Here is an 18,932-nt window from a genome sequence, read left to right on the forward strand (position 1 = left end):
ATGACTGCGCTCGGGGTACTGCTGACCGGATTGCTGGCAGGATTGTCGATGCAGCCGGACGGGATCGATATCCTCCGCGACACCGGCTTCGGCGGGGTGCTGTTTTCCAGTGGCGGCGGAGGAGTCGCGGTGGCAGTGATTCTGGCGTCGGGTCTGGCGATGTTCGTTCGTCGGCGCAGTATTCTGGCCGGCCTGTCCATCGCCGCTGCTGTCGCCATCGGCGGCTCGGTGCTGCTGCTCTCGTCCGACTTCGTCGAGGTGGTGGCAGGTGGAGTTCTGTTGGGATGCAGCGCAGTACATGCCAATCGCGAACGAGTTCGTCAGGCGCTGCTGGCCGCGTCGTTCGTTCTCGGACTGCTCAGCACAGGCGCGATCGAAGCGTTGCAGTACCCAGGCATTCCACGGCGTTACGCCGACTACCTCGCCGAGTCCGAGCTGGGTACACCGGTGGTCGTGCCGGTGCTCTGCGTGCTCGTGGGGTTGGTAGCGGCGTGGGCGGCTCGCGTCGAAAGCCAGGCCCACAGCCCGGCCACCGATCGTGGTGTTCGCGCGGTCTCGGCGATACTGCTGGTGGCCATCGGTGGGCTATTGCTCGATATGCTGTTCGGGCACAGCGTGTTCCATGGTGAGTACGGGTTCAGTGGCCGGTGGTATTTCGGCCTCTTCGTCGTACCCGTGTTGTTCGGGGCGGCCGGCTTGCTGCCGGGTCGCGGTGGCGTGACGGTTCTCGCCGGAACGGCCGTGTTGCTCGCCTCGACCACCACGTCGGGTGTGGGTATCGAAGTGTCGGACGGAGTCTGGACACTCGGAATCGTGGCCGTCATCGCACTGTCGGTTGCGGCCGGCGCTGCACTCGGATTGCGTTGGGGGCGTCCGATGGTCGGTGTCGCAGTGCTGGCGGTGGTCTGCTCGACGGCACTGTTCGCGCAGCCGCCGCTGGACAACGTTCACTATGTGGCGTCTCTGATCGTGTTTCCGGCCGCTACGGCCTACCTCTACGTGGCGCGCACACCCGCCGACCCTGCACCGGCGACCCTCGGCCTCGCGGTGCCGGTCGCGATCACCGTGCCGATGGTGGTCACCTACGGCTGGACGGCGTACACGCCGCTGACGTCTGTCGTGCACAGTAGTTGGCCCAGCACCGAGCTGTGGTTGTCGACCGGTGCGGCCGTCGTGACGGTCGTCCTCTGCGGCGTCGGGATGTGGGCTCTCGGTCGTCGGCCACTATCGAACTGACCACCGGAGTACCGTTTTCTGTATGGCTTACAGATACCTCGGAAACAGTGGACTGAAGATTTCGGAGATCACCTACGGCAACTGGTTGACGCACGGATCGCAGGTGGAGAACGACATCGCAACCCAGTGCGTGCGCGCGGCGCTCGATGCGGGCATCACCACCTTCGATACCGCCGACGTGTACGCCAACGGAGCGGCAGAGACCGTCCTCGGTGAAGCGCTGAAGGGCGAGCGTCGGGAATCGCTGGAGATTTTCACCAAGGTCTACTTCCCAGTCGGGCCCAAGGGTCCAAACGACACCGGACTCTCTCGCAAGCACATCCTCGAAGGCATCGACGCCTCGCTGCGTCGGCTCGGCACCGACTACGTCGACCTCTACCAAGCGCATCGCTACGACGTCGAGACACCGCTCGAAGAGACCATCGCTGCCTTCGGTGACGTCGTCCGCCAGGGCAAGGCGCTCTACATCGGCGTCTCCGAATGGACCGCCGACCAGCTCCGGGCCGGTCAGGAACTCGCCCGGCAGAACGGCTTCTCGATCATCTCGAATCAGCCGCAGTACTCCGCGCTGTGGCGCGTCATCGAGGACCAGGTGATCCCGACGTCGAAGGAGCTGGGCATCTCGCAGATCGTCTGGTCGCCCATCGCCCAGGGTGTGCTCACCGGAAAGTACCTCCCCGGCCAACCCCTGCCCGACGGTTCGCGCGCCAAGGACGACAAGGGCGGCGACAAGATGATCGCGCGCTACCTCGACGATCAGACGCTCACCCGAGTGCAGCAGCTGAAGCCGATCGCCGATGATCTCGGAATCACCATGGCGCAGTTGGCCGTTGCGTGGGTACTGGCAAACGACAACATCGCCGCCGCACTCGTCGGGGCCTCCCGCCCCGAGCAGATCGCCGAGAACATCAAGGCCTCCGAAGTGACGCTCGACGCCGACGTGCTCGCCAAGATCGACGACGCCCTCGGCGATTCCGTCGAGCGCGACCCGGGCAAGACGGGTTCACCCGAGGCACGTCTGGTCTGACCGCCTGAGGGCGTCGGTCCGATCCGAACAGGGTAGTAATGAGGTATGGACACGATCACCGTCGATACACCTCAGGGCCAGGTTCGCGGTCGGACCGACGCAGGCATCATCTCGTTCCTCGGAGTTCCGTACGCCGAGGCCCCGTTCGGGCCCCGCCGATTCCAGGCACCCTCGCCGCCGCCGACCTGGAACGGCGTGCGCGACGCCCTCGAGCTCGGGGCAACCGTCCCCAAGGTGGGCTACCGGCCGCCGACCAGCGAGATCCTCAGCGAGCCGGTGGTACCCGGCGAAGAGTGCCTCAACGTCAACGTCTTCACCCCCGACGTCGCGGGATCGGCACCGGTCTTCGTCTGGATCCACGGCGGCGCATTCGTCAACGGCAGCAACGCCATTCCCACGTACGACGGTTCCGCCTTCGCCCGGGACGGCGTCGTCGCCGTGGTGATCAACTACCGCCTCGGAGTCGACGGTTTCGCGTCGATCGACGGTGCCCCGGCCAATCGAGGAATGCTCGATCAGGTCGCAGCCCTCGAATGGGTACGTGACCACATCACCTCCTACGGCGGCGACCCCGCGCAGGTGACCATCGCGGGGGAGTCGGCCGGTGCGATGAGCGTCGGCACCCTGATGTCGATGCCTAGTGCCGACGGGCTCTTCCACCGGGCGATTCTGCAGAGCGGAGCCGGGCACCACGTCATCACCGCCGAGACAGCCGCAAAGGTCTCCGCGGCGTTGGCGGCCTCGCTCGGCGTCGAGGCCACGGTCGACGGCCTGGGTTCGGTACCGGTGGACGCGTTGGTCGACGCTCAACGCGAACTGTCGGATCGGATCACTGCCGAGGCTCCGACCGGAGCGTGGGGTGAGCTGGCCCTGAACGTGATGGCCTTCGAACCGTACATCGACGGCGATATCGTTCCGGCACTGCCCTTTTCGCGTATCGGCGACGGCGCGAGCGCGCAGGTGGATGTGTTGATCGGGACCACCAGCGAAGAGCACGCCTTCTTCATCGTCCCGGCCGGGCTGGTCCCGCACCTCACCGAGGACTACGTGAAGATGGTCCTCGCCGGGTACCGAGCCGATGCGTCGGCGCTGGAGAAGTACCGCGAACAGCTGCCCGACGCCTCTGCCGGCGAGCTGATGATCGCCGTCATGACCGACTGGTTCTTCCGTATCCCGGCGACGCGTCTGGTCGAAGCCCGCTCCGGCAACGCCTTCGTCTACGAATTCACCTGGCGCTCATCGCTGTTCGACGGTGCCCTCGGTGCCTGCCACGCACTCGAGATCCCGTTCGTATTCGACATGTTGCACAAGCCCGAGACCTCGCGCATCACGGGACCGAACCCGCCTCAGCAGGTGGCCGACCTGATGCACCGCGCCTGGGTCGACTTCGTGCGCGACGGCACTCCAGGCTGGGACTCGTACGGCACCGACCGCGCCGTGATGATGTTCGGCAACGAGCCCGGCGTCGCCCTCGACCCGAGGCCGGCGACACGCGCGGTGTGGGACGGGGTGCGCTGACCTCCGCTCCACAACCTCCGAACGTCGTCTGCGAGGCCTGCCGCCGTCGGGTTAATCTCGGATATGCGCAGATTCCTTCCCGGTTTCGGTTCGAGTTCTCCGGCCCCCGCGCGGCCTGCTCGCGTCGTGGTGGTCGGAGGCGGCTTCGGCGGATTCAACGCTCTGCAGCGGCTGTCGAAGCTGCTGGGGCCCGACCGCGCCGTGCTGACGTTGGTGGCTCCCACCGACTACCTGCTCTACAGTCCGCTGCTGCCCGAGGTCGCCACCGGTGTGCTCGATCCGCGGGACATCGCCGTCTCCTCTCGTCAGGCACTGCCGGGCGTCAAGTTGGTGCTCGGTCACGTCACCACCGTCGATTTCGAGGCGCGCGAGCTGACGGTGACCGGCCCCGACGGTGAGTCGACGCTCGAGTGGGACAAGCTGATACTCGCGCCCGGTTCGGTGACCAAGCAGTTCGACATCCCCGGCGTCGACGAGCATGCGTACGGGCTCAAGACGTTGAGCGAGGCCGTCTACATCCGCAACCATGTGCTCGCGCAACTCGACGCGGCCGATGCCCTGCCCGACACCCCGGAAGGCCGGAGCGAACGCGCCGAGCGGTTGACCGTGGTGGCCGTGGGTGCGGGCTACACCGGCACCGAATTCGTTGCCCAGATGCAGAATTGGGTTCGTGGTATCGCATCCCGATGGGCGACCGTCGACCCCGACGAGGTGCGCTGGGTGCTCGTCGACGTGGCCGATGCGGTACTTCCCGAGCTCGGTGAGCGACTCGGTCGAGAAGCGCTCGCCGTGCTCGCCGACAGGGGTGTGGACGTGCGGCTCGGTGTGTCGGTGGCCTCGGCCACCGCAACGTCGGTGACGCTCACCGACGACGAGGTCATTCCGTCCCGAACTCTGGTCTGGGGAGCAGGCGTCGCACCGAGCCCTCTCATCGCGCAGCTGGGTCTACCGACAGCGGGCGGACGCCTCGTCGTCCGAGCGGACATGACCGTCCCCGACGTATCGGACGTCTGGGCGATCGGCGACGCGGCCGCAGTCCCCGACCTCGCCGCCGACCCGTCGAAGCCGACACCACCGACGGCTCAGCACGCCCAGCGGCAGGGCGTTGCCGTTGCACGCAATGTCGCGGCGTCGATGGGCGTCGGGCAGGCACGTCCGTACAAGCACAAGGATCTGGGGTTGGTCGCCGACCTCGGCGGATTCGACGGTGTCGCAAAACCACTCGGCATTCCGCTGACCGGACCTGTGGCGAAGTTCGTCGCGCGCGGATATCACCTCTACGCGTTGCCGACGGTCTCCGCCCGAGTGCGGGTGGCGACGGACTGGCTGTATTCCTCGGTGCTGCCGACACGGGTCGTCAACCTCGCGCAGGTGCGATCCGAGGATGCGCTGATCAAGAAGGCTCAGGCAATCGATCTGTACGACTAGACGGTATGGAGGTCTTGGCTGGGGCCCCTCCGCATGTAAGCGTGGGTTGCCGACAGGAGTGGGTCCTGGCCGGTAGAGCCACAGATGTGGGAGGCCCCAGTGAAGAATCATCGTACGAGTGTTGGTTTGGATGTGCACGCACGATCGGTGGTGGCGTGCGGTTTGGATGGCGAGACGGGCGAGTTGTTCGAGCGTCGCATGTCGCCTGATCACAAAGAAATCCTGGAGTGGATTCGTTCGCTGCCAGGACTGGTGCATGTCGTCTACGAGGCGGGCCCGACCGGTTTCGGTCTGGCCCGTTTTCTGTTGGCCGCCGGTGTCGATTGTGTGGTGGCGGCACCGTCGAAAATTCAGCGTCCCCCTGGTGACCGCATCAAGACCGATGCCCGTGATGCCCGGCATTTGGCTCGGTTGCTTCATTTGAGTTCTATTGTGCCGGTTCTGATTCCGAGTACCGAGCAGGAGTCCGCTCGTGATCTGGTGCGAGCAAGGGAGGACTGCCGCGGCGATCTGGTGTCCGCACAGCATCGCCTGACACATGTGCTGCTGCGTCAAGGGATCATCTACAGCGGCGGCAAACCCTGGACCGCAGCCCACGATCTGTGGTTACGTCGCCAGCGGTTCGATTCACGTGCACTGCAGATCACCTACGACACCGCCTACGAGACCGTCATCGCCACCACCGAACGCCGGAATCGTCTCGATACCGCCATCGCGGACATGGCTGCGCATTCGTCGTTCACTCCGGTGGTGACCCGGCTGGGGTGCCTTCGTGGGGTGGCGACGTTGACAGCGTTCGGTTTGGCGACGGAGATCGGTGAGTGGGACCGGTTGACCGGCCGCTCGATCGGTGCGTTCGTCGGGTTGATCCCGACCGAGCATTCTTCCGGTGAATCCCGGTCGCAGGGCGGTGTCAGCAAAACCGGCAATGCTCACGTACGCCGACTGCTGGTCGAGGCTGCCTGGCATCATCGCAAGCCGTATCGGCCGGGGCGTGAACTGGTGGCACGGTGGAAGGCGTCGACTCCCAAAGCCAAAGCGCGAGGACATCAAGCGAACCGGCGGCTGCACGCACGGTGGGAACATTTCGACGAACGCGGTAAACGTGCGGTGGTCGCCAATGCCGGGATCGCACGAGAGCTGGCCGGCTGGTGCTGGTCGTTGGCCACGCTCGAGGAATGACTGAAGCTCCGACGCCGAAGTAGCGATCTGCGTCGGGATAGATGTCCGGAATGAACGGTCGACGACGATGTGGGATGTGGCCGAGCGTCTGGGAGTGACCCGCTAGCCGCCTATGAGCAATCCTCAACTGCGCGTTGGGATCACGCTCGACTCATAGACTTGCGATCCACTCCAGCCGAAACAGTCCGTCCTGCGGTAACCAACCCGCGTATATGAGAGTTGACGACGCGTCGAACACTACGACACGCTCACCTCCCACTCGCATCGATCACCATCCCGGCAACAGGAAGCGGTGGCACACACGACGGTGCGTGCCACCGCTTCACCATGCCGTCGTTGACAGGCCGACCTCCATATGAGAGCGGCTGCGCCGCACGTGAGCGCGGAGCCTGCGGTCGTTCCGCAGGCTCCACTCCGAATTTCGTAGCAGGCTACGAACTTCCGCTCACATCAGTCACCGCAGGTGATGCACTTCCTGCAACCCGTAGACCGGGGTGTCGATGCCCTCGTAGCGCGCCTTGATCTGCAGTGCCAGGTACAGCGAATAGTGCCGGGACTGATGCAGATTGCCGCCGTGGAACCAGAAGTTCTCCTGCTGCGTCGGCTTCCACATGTTGCGCTGCTCGCCCTCCCACGGACCGGGATCCTTGGTGGTGTTCGAGCCGAGTCCCCAGCACTTGCCGACCTTGTCCGCGGTCTCCTGATCGATCAGATCGGCGACCCAGCCGTTCATCGAGCCGTAGCCGGTGGCGTAGACGATGAGATCCGCCGGAAGCTCGGTGCCGTCGTCGAGTACGACGCCCGTCTTGCTGATGCGTTCCACCTGTCCGGCAACGAGTTTGATCTTCCCGTCCGCGACCAGCTCGGATGCGCCGACGTCGATGTAGTAGCCCGAGCCGCGGCGCAGGTATTTCATGAACAACCCTGATCCGTCGTCACCGAAGTCGAGTTGGAACCCGGCCTTCTCCAACCGATCGTAGAAGTCCTTGTCCTGCTCCGCGATCTGCTGATACACCGGAATCTGGAACTCGTGCATGATCCGATAGGGCAAGGAAGCGAACGTCAGATCGGCCTTGCCCGTGGTCATTCCGGACTCGACGGCCCGCTCGGAGTACAGATCTCCCAGCGCGATCTCGCACAGCGAATCGGACTTGACGATGTGCGTGGACGAGCGCTGCAGCATCGTCACGTCGACGCCCGTCTCGTACAGTGCCTTGCAGATGTCGTGTGCAGAATTGTTGGAACCGACCACCACGACGCGCTTGCCGACATACGCGTCGGGACCGGGGTGTTCGCTGGAATGATGCTGCTCGCCCTCGAACTCGTCCATGCCGGGGAAGTTCGGAACATTCTTCTTTCCGGACATTCCGGTGGCCATCACCAACTGCTTGGGCCGCAGAATCACTTCCTCACCGTCGCGATCGACGACGACCGTCCACTCCTTCGCCACCTCGTCGTAGGTCGCGGACTTCGCGGTGGTCTTGCTCCAGTACGGCACCTCCATGACCTTGGTGTACATCTCGAGCCAGTCGCCGATCTTGTCCTTCGGCGCGAACACCGGCCAGTTCGGCGGGAACGGCAGGTAGGGGAGGTGGTCGTACCAGACCGGATCGTGCAGGCACAGCGACTTGTAGCGTCCGCGCCACTGGTCGCCGGGACGGTCGGCCCGGTCGACGACGATCGCAGGCACACCGAGCTGCCTGAACCGCGCGCCCAGAGCGATGCCGCCCTGGCCTCCGCCGATCACGAGGGCGTACGGCTGCACGCTGTAGCCCAGCTCGGACTCCTCGATCTCCTTCTTCTCCGCCCAGTTCTGGGTGTCGGCATTCGAGCCGTGCACCGCGCCCTTGATGCGAGTCCTGCCCTGCCGTTCCTCGTATCCCTTGAGCTCCTGCATCGTGGTCAGCAGCGTCCAGGCCACGTCCTCGCCCGTGTCCGCGTCCACCGTCAGGCGCAGATGTCCTTTGCCGCGGCTCGTGGCGGTCTCGAACTCGATCCACGCCGAGACGACGCCGTCCGCCTCGTCGGGAACCTCGGTGGTGTGAAAGCCCGTCGGATCGGTGTCGTCGAGGCGCTCGGACAGCATGTCGCTGACACCGTCACGGCCTTCGACGGTCTTGAGATTCCAGGTGAACGTCACGAGATCGCGCCAGAAGCTGCTGACGGCGAACATGCCGGCTACCCGAGGGATATCACGTGCGACCAGGGCTTCCTCGAACTTCGACAGCCAGGCGTCGACCCGTTCCTGCGGGGTGTGCGTGCGGGTGATCTCGACCGGCTCGATGGTCTGGGTCATGAAAACTCCTAGCGATTCGTGGTTCCAGCGATGTGACCCAGCACACTCCTGATGCGCGCAAGGGTCGAGAGTTGCAGTGGGTTGCAGTGCGAATCGGGTGCAGACGACCGCGCTCACCGCGGTTGGCTGCACCCGATCTCGAGTCATCGACTGCAGCTCGACGTCTCCCGAACGAAGTCGGCGATCAGCAAAGCCAGCTCGGCTGGTCGATCCTCGGACACCCAGGTGCGCGAGTGCTCGACCATCGCGAATCGCGAGTGCGGGAAGTCCTCCGCCAGGCGTTTGCCGTGGTCGAGGGGAAAGAAACCCGGAGCCGTGGGTTCGGCCGCAGATCTCGCTGCTGCAGTGAACCTGTCGACATCACGATTTCTGCACCTGTTCGCGGCCGAGACCGGCACCAGCTTCCGCCGATATCGATTGTGGGCCAGGATGCTTCACGTCGGTGCCGCGGTCGCCGCGGGTGATGACCTGACCCGGGCTTCTATCGAGGCCGGCTTCGCCTCACCATCACACTTCAGTACCGCATTCAATGCGATGTTCGGTCTGTCAGCGGTCGCGTTGCTCGGCGGTGGTGCGCAGGTGATCGTGATGGAATCCTGACCGGCGCTATCGGGACGAGGTTGCCGGCTTGACGTATTCGTCCGCGCGCACGATGTCCGCCGCTGTCGGTGCCGCAGCCGGGTCGGTCAGTATCTGCACCGCCAGACCGGTGAGCAGCGAGTAGTAGTGCGATCCCACGGCATGGATGTCGGACGGATCTGCGTCCGGTCCGAGTCCGCCGAACGCCTGGGCGAGCGCTTCCCTCGACTGGGCCTGCCCGGATGAGTTGAGCGCGCGCACCTCTGGGTCGCGTTGGACGTACCCGATGGATTCGAAATTGACGAACCAGAGCGCCCGGTTCGCCTCGATGGACGCAATGATCCGAGCCCATCGATCGACTGCCGGCAGGTTTCGGTCGCCACCGAGCGCCGAGAAGAGCTTGGTCCCCCATTCCGCGTTGAGTTCCAGCAAGGCGCGGGTCAGTAGCTGTTCTTTTGATCCGAAGTGGTAGCTGATCGACGCCAAATTTGCGCCCGACGAGGCGACGAGGTCTCGAACGGTGACCTGCGCGTAGCCCTTTTCGAGCAGGCAGGAACGAGCTGCCTTCAACAGATTGTCTCGATGTCCCACAGGGCGTAGGTTAGCACTGCACTGATATAAACGTTCGTTTTAAACGATCGTTCTAGCCGAAGGGGTCGTCTATGTCACTCGAAATCCACGACGTACATGCTGGATACCGCCAAGGGTTCGACGAGGTCCCCGTGCTGCGCGGCGTCAGCGTGCGAGTCGCGACGAGTTCCTTCACTTCGGTGATGGGCCCGTCTGGTTCCGGCAAGAGCACGCTGCTGCGCTGTGCCGCAGGACTGACAATGCCGTCACACGGACGCGTTCTTCTCGACGGGACCGACATCACAGCCCTATCGGGTGACGACCTCACCCGTGCCCGACGCCGTTCGATGGGCTTTGTATTCCAATCGTTCGATCTCCTACCCGCGCTGACCGTCCGGCAAAATGTGGAACTCCCACTGCGCTTGGACGGCCGTCGACCGGATCGACGCACCACGATCGAGATGCTCGACGCTGTCGGCTTGGCAGACTTCGCCGACCGCGGTCCCGACCACCTCTCGGGTGGACAGAAGCAACGGGTCGCGATTGCCCGTGCTGTGATCGGTGACCCTGCAATCGTATTCGCTGACGAACCGACCGGAGCACTCGACATCAACAGCGCCGCAGACGTACTCTGCAGTCTCCGCAAAATTTCCGACTCGGGCCGCACCATCGTCATGGTTACCCATGACCCTGTGGCGGCGGCCGCGTCGGACAAGGTGCTGTTTCTGGCCGACGGCAGATTGGTCGACCAACTGAGTGCACCGACGGCGCGCGCGGTTGCGTCACGAATGACCGACCTTGTCGCGGCGGCGTGAGACATGCTGAACTATGCGATCCGAACTCTGTGGAATAGGCGACGTCTTTACGTACCAGCTGCGGTCGTGCTCTTCGGCGGACTGACGTTGGTGTTGGCGTTCGTCGGTCTCTTGGCCTCCAGTCGATCGGCAGCAAACCCGGATGATCAACAATTCCTGCTGATGTTTCCTGCCATTCTCGGCAGCTGGGTCCTGGCCATTTCGATGTTCGCGATAGCGTCCACGGTCAGTGTGGTAATGCTTGCGCGTGCAGGGGAATTCGACACCCTGCGTCGACTCGGTGCCACCGGAACTCAGATTCGCCAGCTCATCTGCCTCGAGACGGCAGTCGTGGGAACGATTGTGGCGATTCCCGCGGCGGCCGCGGGGACGGTGCTGGGTTCGATCATCTTCGCAAGACTGCACACCATCGGAATGGTCGACACGGCAACTGACTATTCGCCCGGGATCGTCATGACGAGTGTTGCGACAGGGTGTCTCGTTGCGATCAGTGGTGTTGCGGCACAATTTGGTTCGCGACAGACCGCGTCGCAGCACGACAGCATGAGGCGGCGTCGGGTGGCCGCTGCACTTGTGCTCGCTGTCGGGATGGGATCGTCGACGGCCGCGTTCGCCGTCGAACCGGACGGTGCCGCGGCGACCGCAACTGCAGGGCCGGGGACTGTGCTCGTGGCCATCGGTCTTGCTCTACTGACACGAGAGATGCTCGGCGCCGTTTGCCGCGCCTGTACGCTCTTCTTCAAGAAAAGCGGGGTCAGCGGATATCTCGCCACCATCAATGCGATTGCGGTGGAAGGAGCGCGACCGACGGCGATGTTCCTTACTCTGTTCGTCGGGGTGAGTGTGGGGACCCTGACGATGCAGCATCTGGAGGACTCCTCGGCCGGCGTGGGCACCGAGGGGCAACTGATGGCGTCGATCAACTACTCGGTGGTCGGCCTCGTCGCGGCTTTCATGGCGATTGCCCTGATCAACAACCTGGTTGCGTCGATCGGGCGGCGGAGCGGGGAATTCGGGGTGATGTACCGGATCGGCGCGACATCCGGTCAGACCGTTGGAATGCTGATGCTCGAAACAGCGGTCGCCGTGCTTGCAGCCGGGACTGTGGGAACGATCGGAGCCGTTCTCGCCGTAGTGCCGTACGCCTATGTCAAGAGCGGTAGCCCTTTGGCCGCACTGTCACCGACGATCGCGCTCGCGGTGCTGGCGGTCGGCACTGTCCTGGCCATGGGGGTGACTTTCGCTGCGGGTCGCCGAACCATCAACTCGGTTGTCGGACCGTGATGCAACGCGCTGCAACCCTGTCCGAAGTGGCCGGCATCACATAGACATGAATGCATCCGACGATCAGGAGTGAGAACCGATGCGCGCAGCTGTGTATTACGGACCGAACAAGGTGGAGATCACCGACGTTCCCGAGCCCAGTCCCGGTGAAGGCCAGGTCAAGGTCAAGGTCGGGTTCAACGGAATCTGCGGAACCGACCTGCACGAGTACTACGCGGGCCCCATCTTCATCCCCACCTCGCCGCATCCGCTGACCGGACAGGAGATGCCGCTGGTGCTGGGCCACGAGTTCTCGGGAACGGTCACCGAGCTCGGGAAGGGCGTGACCGGCATCGCGGTGGGCGACCGCGTGGCCATCGAGCCGCTGTACCGCTGCGGCCACTGCGGACCGTGCCGGGCCGGCAACTACAACATCTGCGCGCAGATCGGTTTCCACGGACTGATGTCCGACGGCGGAATGGCCGAGTACACCGTGGTACCCACCGACATGATCCACGCCTTGCCCGACAACGTCTCCCTCGAACTCGGAGCCCTCGTCGAACCGATGTCGGTCGCCTATCACGCTGCGACACTGGGAGATCCGAAGCCCGAGGACACCGCGATGGTGTTCGGAGCCGGCCCCATCGGCATCGGACTGTGGTTCGCCCTGCGCGGTAAGGGTCTCGACAACGTCTACGTCGTCGAGCCCTCGCCGACGCGTCGAGCATCGATCGAAGCACTCGGTGCGAAGACACTCGATCCGACGGCCGTCGACGTCCCCGCGTTCATCGCCGACCTCACCGACGGCAACGGGGCCGACGCCATCTACGACGCGGCAGGCGTGCAACCTGCCGTCGAGACCGCCCTCGGGTGCATCGGAGCGCGTAAGCCGCTGGTCAGCGTCGCGATCTACGAAAAGCCGTTGACCACACCGCTGCAGAAGCTGGTGATGAACGAATCGAGAATCCAGGGCTCGCTCTGCTACACCGCCGCCGACTACGAGGCCGTCATCGACCTGATGAGCCAGGGCCACTACGACACGACGGGGTGGGTGGACAAGATCACGCTCGACGGCGTCATCGACGATGGATTCGAGGCGCTGCATGCGGGCACCAAGATGAAGGTCCTGGTCGACCCCTCCACCGGAGCAGCGTCATGAGCGCGGTGTTGGTGACGGGCGCCGGGCAGGGCATCGGCCGGGCCATCGCCTTGCGGTTGGCGAACGACGGCCACGACATCGCGCTGGCGGACCTGAACGAGGACAAGATTGCAGGCGTGGCCGACGAGGTGCGTCGAACAGGCTCGAAAGCAACGACATTCGTGGCCGATGTCAGCGATCGCGATCAGGTGTTCGCCGCCGTCGAACACACCAACGAGGCACTCGGCGGCTTCGACGTGATCGTCAACAATGCGGGCATCGCGCAGGTCGCCCCACTCGACGATGTGCGCCCCGAGGACGTCGCGAAGATCTGGGCCGTCAACGTCGACGGCGTGCTGTGGGGAATTCAAGCTGCCGCAGCGAAATTCAAGGCTCTCGGCCGGAAGGGCAAGATCATCAACGCGTCCTCGATCGCCGGTCACGACGGGTTCGCGATGCTCGGGGTCTACAGCGCAACGAAATTCGCGGTACGTGCCCTGACCCAGGCAGCGGCGAAGGAGTATGCCGCCGAGGGAATCACCGTCAACGCGTACTGCCCCGGTGTGGTCGGAACCGACATGTGGGTCACCATCGACAAGCGATTCGCCGAGTTGACCGGTGCCGCCGAAGGCGAGACGTACGACAAATTCGTCGGCGGTATCGCCCTCGGTCGCGCGCAGACGCCCGAGGACGTCGCAGCGTTCGTCTCGTATCTCGCCGGGCCCGACTCGGACTACATGACGGGCCAGGCACCGTTGATCGACGGTGGTCTGGTCTACCGGTGACCCCCGTTCATTCCGATTTGTGAGCTGGAGCACAATTGACTGTGATGACGCAGTCGACAGGCCCCGAACCTGCGCTGGCGGCCGGCGAAGACCCGCGCCGCTACGCGCAGATTCTCACGGCCGTGTACGACGCGACCATGACCGGCGGCAAGTCGCCCGCACGGCCCCGCGAGGTCATCGGGGACTCGTGGCGGCGGTTGCAGACCCTGGGTATCGATCCGGAGTTGGGTAACCCCGCCGAGACGCAGATGGACGTCTCAGACCTCGAACTCAGCCGTCGAGAATCGGGATTGTTCGACATCCTCGACGACCTGGCGCGCGGACTGGAGTCGGTGGTGCAGGACGGCGACAACATACTCGTGGTCGCCGATCGGCACGGCAGGGTGCTGTGGCGCAGCGGATCGACCTCGGTGCTGGATCGGGCCGACGACCTCGGCTTCGTGGAAGGCGCGAACTGGGCCGAGGATTCGGTGGGTACCAACGCCATCGGAACTGCCCTGGTCTCACGCCGCGCGGTCCAGATCTTCTCGGCCGAACACTATGTGCGCAGCCATCATTCGTGGACCTGCGCCGGCGCACCGATCCGTGATCCGCGAACCGGTCAGGTGTTGGGCGCGATCGACGTCAGCGGGCCGGCCAAGACGGTGCACCCCACCACCATCGCGCTGGTCGACGCCGTCGCACGATTGGCCGAATCCCAACTGCGAGAACTGCATCGGAGCACACTGGATCGACTGCGGTCGGTGGCCGCACCGATGCTCGCGCGACTGCAATCCCCGGCCCTGGCCGTCGACGCGAACGGCTGGGTCGCGGCCGTCGAATCGGTAGCGCTGCGCAATCGCATCCTGCTGCCCGAGGATCTCGCGACCGGACGCTTCTGGCTGCCGACCCTGGGCGTGTGCGACTTCGAACCCCTGCCCGGTGGATGGCTCGTCCGACCCACCAGCACGATGGATTCCGGCGTCGCCGACATCGGATCGACGAGAATCCGTATCGACCTGCGCAATTCGCAGAAGCCTCGCATCGAAGTGCGCAGCGAGGTGGGGGAGTGGACACACGAACCGACACCCCGGCACGCCGAAATCATGTACCTGCTCGCCACCCATCGACAAGGACGTACCGCCTCACAGATGGCGGCCGATCTCTTCGGCGACGACGGCCGCGCGATCACGGTACGGGCCGAGATGTCGCGGCTGCGCAAACACCTCGCCGGCATCATCTCCACGCAGCCGTATCGGTTGGACGAATCGGCGACCGTTGAGGTGGTCACGCCGTCGGAGATGAGTCGGTTGCTCCCGCATTCGTCGGCTCCTGCGATCCGGGCGGCACGGGGCTGAGCCGTAGCGCAGAATCGGGGAATGAAGCGCCTCGCCCGGATCCTCGACGCCTCGGACCCGGGGCAGGTACGGCTGCGCAGTGCGTCGGCTACGACGCTGACGGTGCTGTTGGCGATGGTGACGCTGGTGCTGACCACACGCGCCATCGGCCAACCGGTGACGGTGGCGATGCTCGGAACCGTCGTGGCGATGCAGGCGTCGGCGGCGGTGAAGGACAGAGATCAACGCAGTCGGCTGATCACCACCGCGCTGATGGCACTGCCTGCATCGGCGGCAGTGACGTTGGCGGCGTTGCTCTCCGAACTCGGCAAGGTGGCCGACGTCGGATTCATCGCGGTCCTCTTCACGGCGGTGTGGGTGCGCAGATTCGGCCCTCGCGGAACGGCGTTGGGGATGGTGTCGTTCATTTCGTACTTCTTCGCACTGTTCCTGCGCGCGACACCGGAGCAACTGCCGATGTTGATCGCGGCCATCCTCGGCGGCTTGCTGATCGCGCTGTTCGTGCGGGCCGTCGTCTTCCCGGACCGGCCGGTCGTGGAGGTGCGCCGATTGCTGTTCGCGATGCGAGCGGTATCGGCCTCGGTGCTCGAGGCGGCCTCGGCAGGGCAGAGCCGCGACCTGAACCTGGTGCGCCGCAGACTCGACCGGCTCGGCAACACCGCACTGATGATCGACGACTGGCTCGACCGACACGATGCCGGACGGCTGCTCAGCGTCACCAGCGCCGATCTGTCGCTCCGAGTGTTCGACGCCCAGATCGCGACCGAGCAACTCGTCAGCTCACTGTGGGCTCTCGATCCCACCAAGCCGTGGCCGACGGCCCTGGGGCAGGCGACCACCGCGCTCGGATCGTGTCTGCAGAACACGCCGTCCTCGGAGCAGCTGCGGGCCGCTCGACGGTTGGCGGCGGCAGCGGCCGAGCGGGCCGATCCGTCCACCCCCGCCGGAATCGCGACGGTGTCCGCGCAGCGAGCCGTCCAGGCGCACATAGCCATTCATCACATCACCACCAACGCCGTCTCGGCGTCGACGGCCCCCGATATCGGCCCGTCCGAACCCGCGGCCGAGGACACCCCGAGTGGTCTGCATCCCAGCACCAAGGCCGCCGTTCAGGTAGCCGTTGCCACGAGTGCCGCAACGGTACTGGGTGAACTCGTCTCTCCCGACCGCTGGTACTGGGCGGTGCTGACGGCCTTCCTGGTGTTCACGGGGGCGTCGACTCGGGGTGAAATCCTCACGCGGGCAGGCCAACGCGTTCTCGGAACGATTGCTGGCGTGCTCGCCGGGGTGGTGATCGCCGCGTTGGTGGGCAGCAACCAGCCCGTGCAACTGGTGCTGATCGTGGTCTGCGTCTTCTTCGCGTTCTACCTGGTGACGGTCGCGTATGCGCTGCTGTCGTTCTTCGTGACCATCCTGCTCGCGATGCTCTACGGGTTGCTGGGCACGTTCAGTATCGAGGTGCTCGAGCTTCGCATCGTCGAGACAGCTGTCGGTGGTGCCGTCGGAATGGCGTCGGCCTACTTCATCTTCTCGACCAGCACCCGAAAGACACTGGTGAGCAACGTCGACAGCTACCTCGAGCAATTGGATGCGTTGATCGAGTCCAGTGTCGAATCCGTTCTCGAGCCGGGAGGTGCAACCGACCTGGTGGCGTCGACGCGCACACTCGACAACGCCCTCAAAGACGTTCTGACGTCAGGTAAGCCGCTGGTACTCGGGCCGACGACCCGCAGCAGACGCGGCGCGAAGCGACTGTTACGGGTGCTGGCCGTCAGCGGTCGGTCAGCGCACGCACTGGCCCGGGCCGGTGTGCTGGCCTCGCGTGCCGACCCGGACACGGCACCCTCGGCAGAGACCGCCGGAGCTCTACGCGACGCCGCGGCCCTGGTACGCGAGACCGCACGCCAGGTGGAGGCAGTTGTCGCCGGGGATCACGTCGAACCGCCCGAAAAGATCACCGAGACAACGGTATTGGATGTACTGCTCACCTCGACCAACGCGCCCGGTCCGCTGCGCGGCGCGGTGCGGGCACTGAACACGATGAACCGAACACTCGCCGATGTGTTGACTCGGGCTTGACCTTCACACCGTGACAAGGTCTTGGCTGACCGTCATGAACTCGATGAATCTCGTAGGTGGGGCACTTCAGCACAGCAATCCGTCGGCCCGGCTGCGGGCCGCGCTCGACATCGGTACGACACCGGATCCGCAATTTCTGGACGCCCTGGTGCAGCGGTGCGCCGTCGAACCCGATTTTCAGGTGCGGGAGATGTTGACCTGGGCCTTGATTCGCCACCCCGCGTCGCTGACGGTTCCGCGGCTGATCGATCAGGTGCGATCCGGTGGAGCTCTGGCTCGCAGCCAGGCGCTGCACACGTTGTCCAAGATCGAGGACCCGTCGGCGTGGCCGGTGATCACTGAGGATCTGATCTCCGACCCCGACGACGAGGTGGCACGAAGCGCATGGCGAGCCGCGGTGGTCCTGGTGCCGATCGGTAGTGAAGGGCAGTTGGCGGCGATGCTGGGTACCCAACTCGGTCGAGGCGGGTACGACGTTCAGCGAAGCCTGAGCCGTGCGCTGGTTGCGCTCGGATCGGTGATCGAACCGATGGTGCGCCGGGCCGCGTCGAGCACGAATGATTCGGTTCGTGCCCACGCGCTGGCCACCGAGGCGCTGCTCCGAGACCCGGATGCGGGGTTCGCAGTGTTCGAGGCCAAGCGCATCGATGCCCTTGGCGTAGACGACACGACGGGGTGAGATGGAGCGATGTTGATCGGTGAGGTGGCGCAGCGGTCGGGCGTCAGTGCGCGCATGCTTCGGCACTACGACCGGCTGGGGCTCGTGCGCCCCACCTCGCGCAGCAGCACCGGTTACCGTGAGTACGCGCCGGAGGATGTTCGACGCCTGTTCCACGTCGAGTCCCTGCGTTCGCTCGGGTTGTCGCTGAACGACGTCGGTCGCGCGCTCGACGACCCGAGTTTCGCGGCCTCCGGACTCGTCGACGAGCTCGCCGCCCGAGCCGAGGAGCGCATCGCGCGCGATGCCGAGTTGCTCACGCGGTTGCGTCGAATCGGCGACGCGCGGCCGGAGGACTGGGAGGACGTACTGGGAACCGTCGCGCTGCTCGGTGACCTGCAGTCGGTCAGTGCTGGGACCCGACAGGCAGCGGCGCTGGCCTCGGTCGGCGATCGGCCGATCCCTGCGGACGCGTTGGCCGAAGCTGTGTTGCGTGAGCCCGCGCCCAACGTTGCGGGGGCACTTCGATGGGCACTCGCGCAGTCGGGCGGCGATTCTCTCGAGGTGCTCCGGCAGGGTCTCGGTTCACCGGACCCCCAGATTCGACGCCGCGCGGTGGATACCGTCGTCGAGATCGCTCACCCCGACGCCACCGACGTGCTGCGAGAGGCGCTCACTCACGACGACGACCAGGTCAGGCGGATCGCGGCGCTGGAACTCGGTGCGCGCGGGGTGGCCGACGCGATCCCGACGCTGATCGAGATGGTCTTCGAGGGCACCAACGACGTGGACGCCGCCGATGCCCTGGGCATGCTGGGACCCGCAGACTCGATCGTGGCGGCACTGATGGACGGGCCGAGTGATGCGTCGACGCGGCTGCGGGTGACCCAGGCACTGGCGAGTATTCCGGGGAAGGCAGCGTCGCGCGCCCTGCGGGAGCTGACCCGAGACACCGACCGCTCGATCGCGCTGACGGCCGAATACGTGCTCGGCCGACGGGAATGACCCTTTGGGTACCGTC

The 18,932-nt window shown here is 65.1% G+C and carries 16 protein-coding genes; 14 read left to right on the forward strand and 2 right to left on the reverse strand.

The genetic code is table 11. The features are described 5' to 3' along the window. From NY08_RS20760 to NY08_RS20780, 5 genes are all read left to right on the forward strand, one after another. Nucleotides 1-1,236 (forward strand): hypothetical protein, encoded by a 1,236-nt coding sequence (locus NY08_RS20760; RefSeq protein ID WP_045198518.1) that lies wholly within the window; start codon nucleotides 1-3, stop codon nucleotides 1,234-1,236. A 22-nt stretch (nucleotides 1,237-1,258) separates the two neighbouring features. After that, nucleotides 1,259-2,263, forward strand: a complete 1,005-nt coding sequence (locus NY08_RS20765) for an aldo/keto reductase family protein (RefSeq protein ID WP_045198520.1) — start codon at nucleotides 1,259-1,261, stop codon at nucleotides 2,261-2,263. Nucleotides 2,264-2,308: 45 nt separating this feature from the next. Further along, nucleotides 2,309-3,781: a carboxylesterase/lipase family protein gene (locus tag NY08_RS20770; protein ID WP_045198522.1), complete on the forward strand. Its 1,473-nt coding sequence runs from the start codon at nucleotides 2,309-2,311 to the stop codon at nucleotides 3,779-3,781. Nucleotides 3,782-3,844: 63 nt separating this feature from the next. Then, nucleotides 3,845-5,209, forward strand: coding sequence for an NAD(P)/FAD-dependent oxidoreductase (locus NY08_RS20775; protein ID WP_045198524.1), 1,365 nt, complete (start codon nucleotides 3,845-3,847; stop codon nucleotides 5,207-5,209). A 99-nt stretch (nucleotides 5,210-5,308) separates the two neighbouring features. Beyond that, nucleotides 5,309-6,391 carry an IS110 family transposase gene (locus NY08_RS20780; RefSeq protein WP_426374983.1) on the forward strand — a complete coding sequence of 361 codons (1,083 nt, stop codon included), beginning with the start codon at nucleotides 5,309-5,311 and terminating at the stop codon, nucleotides 6,389-6,391. 454 nt (nucleotides 6,392-6,845) lie between these two features. Here the strand turns inward: NY08_RS20780 and NY08_RS20785 are convergent, their stop codons facing one another. Next, nucleotides 6,846-8,687, reverse strand: a complete 1,842-nt coding sequence (locus tag NY08_RS20785) for a flavin-containing monooxygenase (RefSeq protein WP_045198526.1) — start codon at nucleotides 8,685-8,687, stop codon at nucleotides 6,846-6,848. A gap of 315 nt (nucleotides 8,688-9,002) precedes the next feature. Between NY08_RS20785 and NY08_RS26515 the strand changes: the two genes are divergently transcribed. Further along, nucleotides 9,003-9,287, forward strand: a complete 285-nt coding sequence (locus NY08_RS26515) for a helix-turn-helix domain-containing protein (RefSeq protein WP_235386983.1) — start codon at nucleotides 9,003-9,005, stop codon at nucleotides 9,285-9,287. Between the two features lie 6 nt (nucleotides 9,288-9,293). On the opposite strand, the gene NY08_RS20795 is transcribed toward NY08_RS26515, so the two are convergent. Beyond that, nucleotides 9,294-9,857: a TetR/AcrR family transcriptional regulator gene (locus NY08_RS20795; RefSeq protein ID WP_045198528.1), complete on the reverse strand. Its 564-nt coding sequence runs from the start codon at nucleotides 9,855-9,857 to the stop codon at nucleotides 9,294-9,296. 71 nt (nucleotides 9,858-9,928) lie between these two features. Here NY08_RS20795 and NY08_RS20800 point away from each other — a divergent pair, with 71 nt between their 5' ends. From NY08_RS20800 to NY08_RS20835, 8 genes are all read left to right on the forward strand, one after another. Next, nucleotides 9,929-10,651, forward strand: a complete 723-nt coding sequence (locus tag NY08_RS20800; RefSeq protein ID WP_045198530.1) for an ABC transporter ATP-binding protein — start codon at nucleotides 9,929-9,931, stop codon at nucleotides 10,649-10,651. A gap of 66 nt (nucleotides 10,652-10,717) precedes the next feature. Then, nucleotides 10,718-11,935, forward strand: a complete 1,218-nt coding sequence (locus NY08_RS20805; protein ID WP_158462605.1) for an FtsX-like permease family protein — start codon at nucleotides 10,718-10,720, stop codon at nucleotides 11,933-11,935. A 79-nt stretch (nucleotides 11,936-12,014) separates the two neighbouring features. Further along, nucleotides 12,015-13,073: a 2,3-butanediol dehydrogenase gene (locus NY08_RS20810; RefSeq protein ID WP_045198533.1), complete on the forward strand. Its 1,059-nt coding sequence runs from the start codon at nucleotides 12,015-12,017 to the stop codon at nucleotides 13,071-13,073. Next, the gene (locus NY08_RS20815; RefSeq protein WP_045198535.1) at nucleotides 13,070-13,837 is read left to right on the forward strand and encodes an acetoin reductase; all 768 of its coding nucleotides are present in this window, start codon (nucleotides 13,070-13,072) and stop codon (nucleotides 13,835-13,837) included. Before NY08_RS20810 ends, NY08_RS20815 begins: the two co-directional genes overlap by 4 nt. 44 nt (nucleotides 13,838-13,881) lie before the next feature. Next, nucleotides 13,882-15,174, forward strand: coding sequence for a GAF domain-containing protein (locus NY08_RS20820; protein WP_045198537.1), 1,293 nt, complete (start codon nucleotides 13,882-13,884; stop codon nucleotides 15,172-15,174). Nucleotides 15,175-15,195: 21 nt separating this feature from the next. Then, nucleotides 15,196-17,253, forward strand: coding sequence for an FUSC family protein (locus NY08_RS20825; protein ID WP_045198539.1), 2,058 nt, complete (start codon nucleotides 15,196-15,198; stop codon nucleotides 17,251-17,253). A 34-nt stretch (nucleotides 17,254-17,287) separates the two neighbouring features. Next, complete coding sequence (locus tag NY08_RS20830; protein WP_045198540.1) at nucleotides 17,288-17,932, forward strand: HEAT repeat domain-containing protein; 645 nt, start codon at nucleotides 17,288-17,290, stop codon at nucleotides 17,930-17,932. Between the two features lie 9 nt (nucleotides 17,933-17,941). Further along, nucleotides 17,942-18,916, forward strand: a complete 975-nt coding sequence (locus tag NY08_RS20835) for a HEAT repeat domain-containing protein (protein WP_045198542.1) — start codon at nucleotides 17,942-17,944, stop codon at nucleotides 18,914-18,916. The last annotated feature ends 16 nt before the right edge of the window (nucleotides 18,917-18,932 follow it).

This window comes from Rhodococcus sp. B7740 (genome assembly GCF_000954115.1).
Taxonomy (GTDB): Bacteria; Actinomycetota; Actinomycetes; order Mycobacteriales; family Mycobacteriaceae; genus Rhodococcoides.

Bases quoted from the DNA above. Each gene is read 5' to 3' on its own strand.
- NY08_RS20760 (WP_045198518.1), top strand. From the start codon at position 1: ATGACTGCGCTCGGGGTACTGCTGACCGGATTGCTGGCAGGATTGTCG.
- NY08_RS20765 (WP_045198520.1), top strand. From the start codon at position 1,259: ATGGCTTACAGATACCTCGGAAACAGTGGACTGAAGATTTCGGAGATC.
- NY08_RS20770 (WP_045198522.1), top strand. From the start codon at position 2,309: ATGGACACGATCACCGTCGATACACCTCAGGGCCAGGTTCGCGGTCGG.
- NY08_RS20775 (WP_045198524.1), top strand. From the start codon at position 3,845: ATGCGCAGATTCCTTCCCGGTTTCGGTTCGAGTTCTCCGGCCCCCGCG.
- NY08_RS20785 (WP_045198526.1), bottom strand. From the start codon at position 8,687: ATGACCCAGACCATCGAGCCGGTCGAGATCACCCGCACGCACACCCCG.
- NY08_RS20800 (WP_045198530.1), top strand. From the start codon at position 9,929: ATGTCACTCGAAATCCACGACGTACATGCTGGATACCGCCAAGGGTTC.
- NY08_RS20810 (WP_045198533.1), top strand. From the start codon at position 12,015: ATGCGCGCAGCTGTGTATTACGGACCGAACAAGGTGGAGATCACCGAC.
- NY08_RS20815 (WP_045198535.1), top strand. From the start codon at position 13,070: ATGAGCGCGGTGTTGGTGACGGGCGCCGGGCAGGGCATCGGCCGGGCC.
- NY08_RS20820 (WP_045198537.1), top strand. From the start codon at position 13,882: ATGACGCAGTCGACAGGCCCCGAACCTGCGCTGGCGGCCGGCGAAGAC.
- NY08_RS20825 (WP_045198539.1), top strand. From the start codon at position 15,196: ATGAAGCGCCTCGCCCGGATCCTCGACGCCTCGGACCCGGGGCAGGTA.
- NY08_RS20830 (WP_045198540.1), top strand. From the start codon at position 17,288: ATGAACTCGATGAATCTCGTAGGTGGGGCACTTCAGCACAGCAATCCG.
- NY08_RS20835 (WP_045198542.1), top strand. From the start codon at position 17,942: ATGTTGATCGGTGAGGTGGCGCAGCGGTCGGGCGTCAGTGCGCGCATG.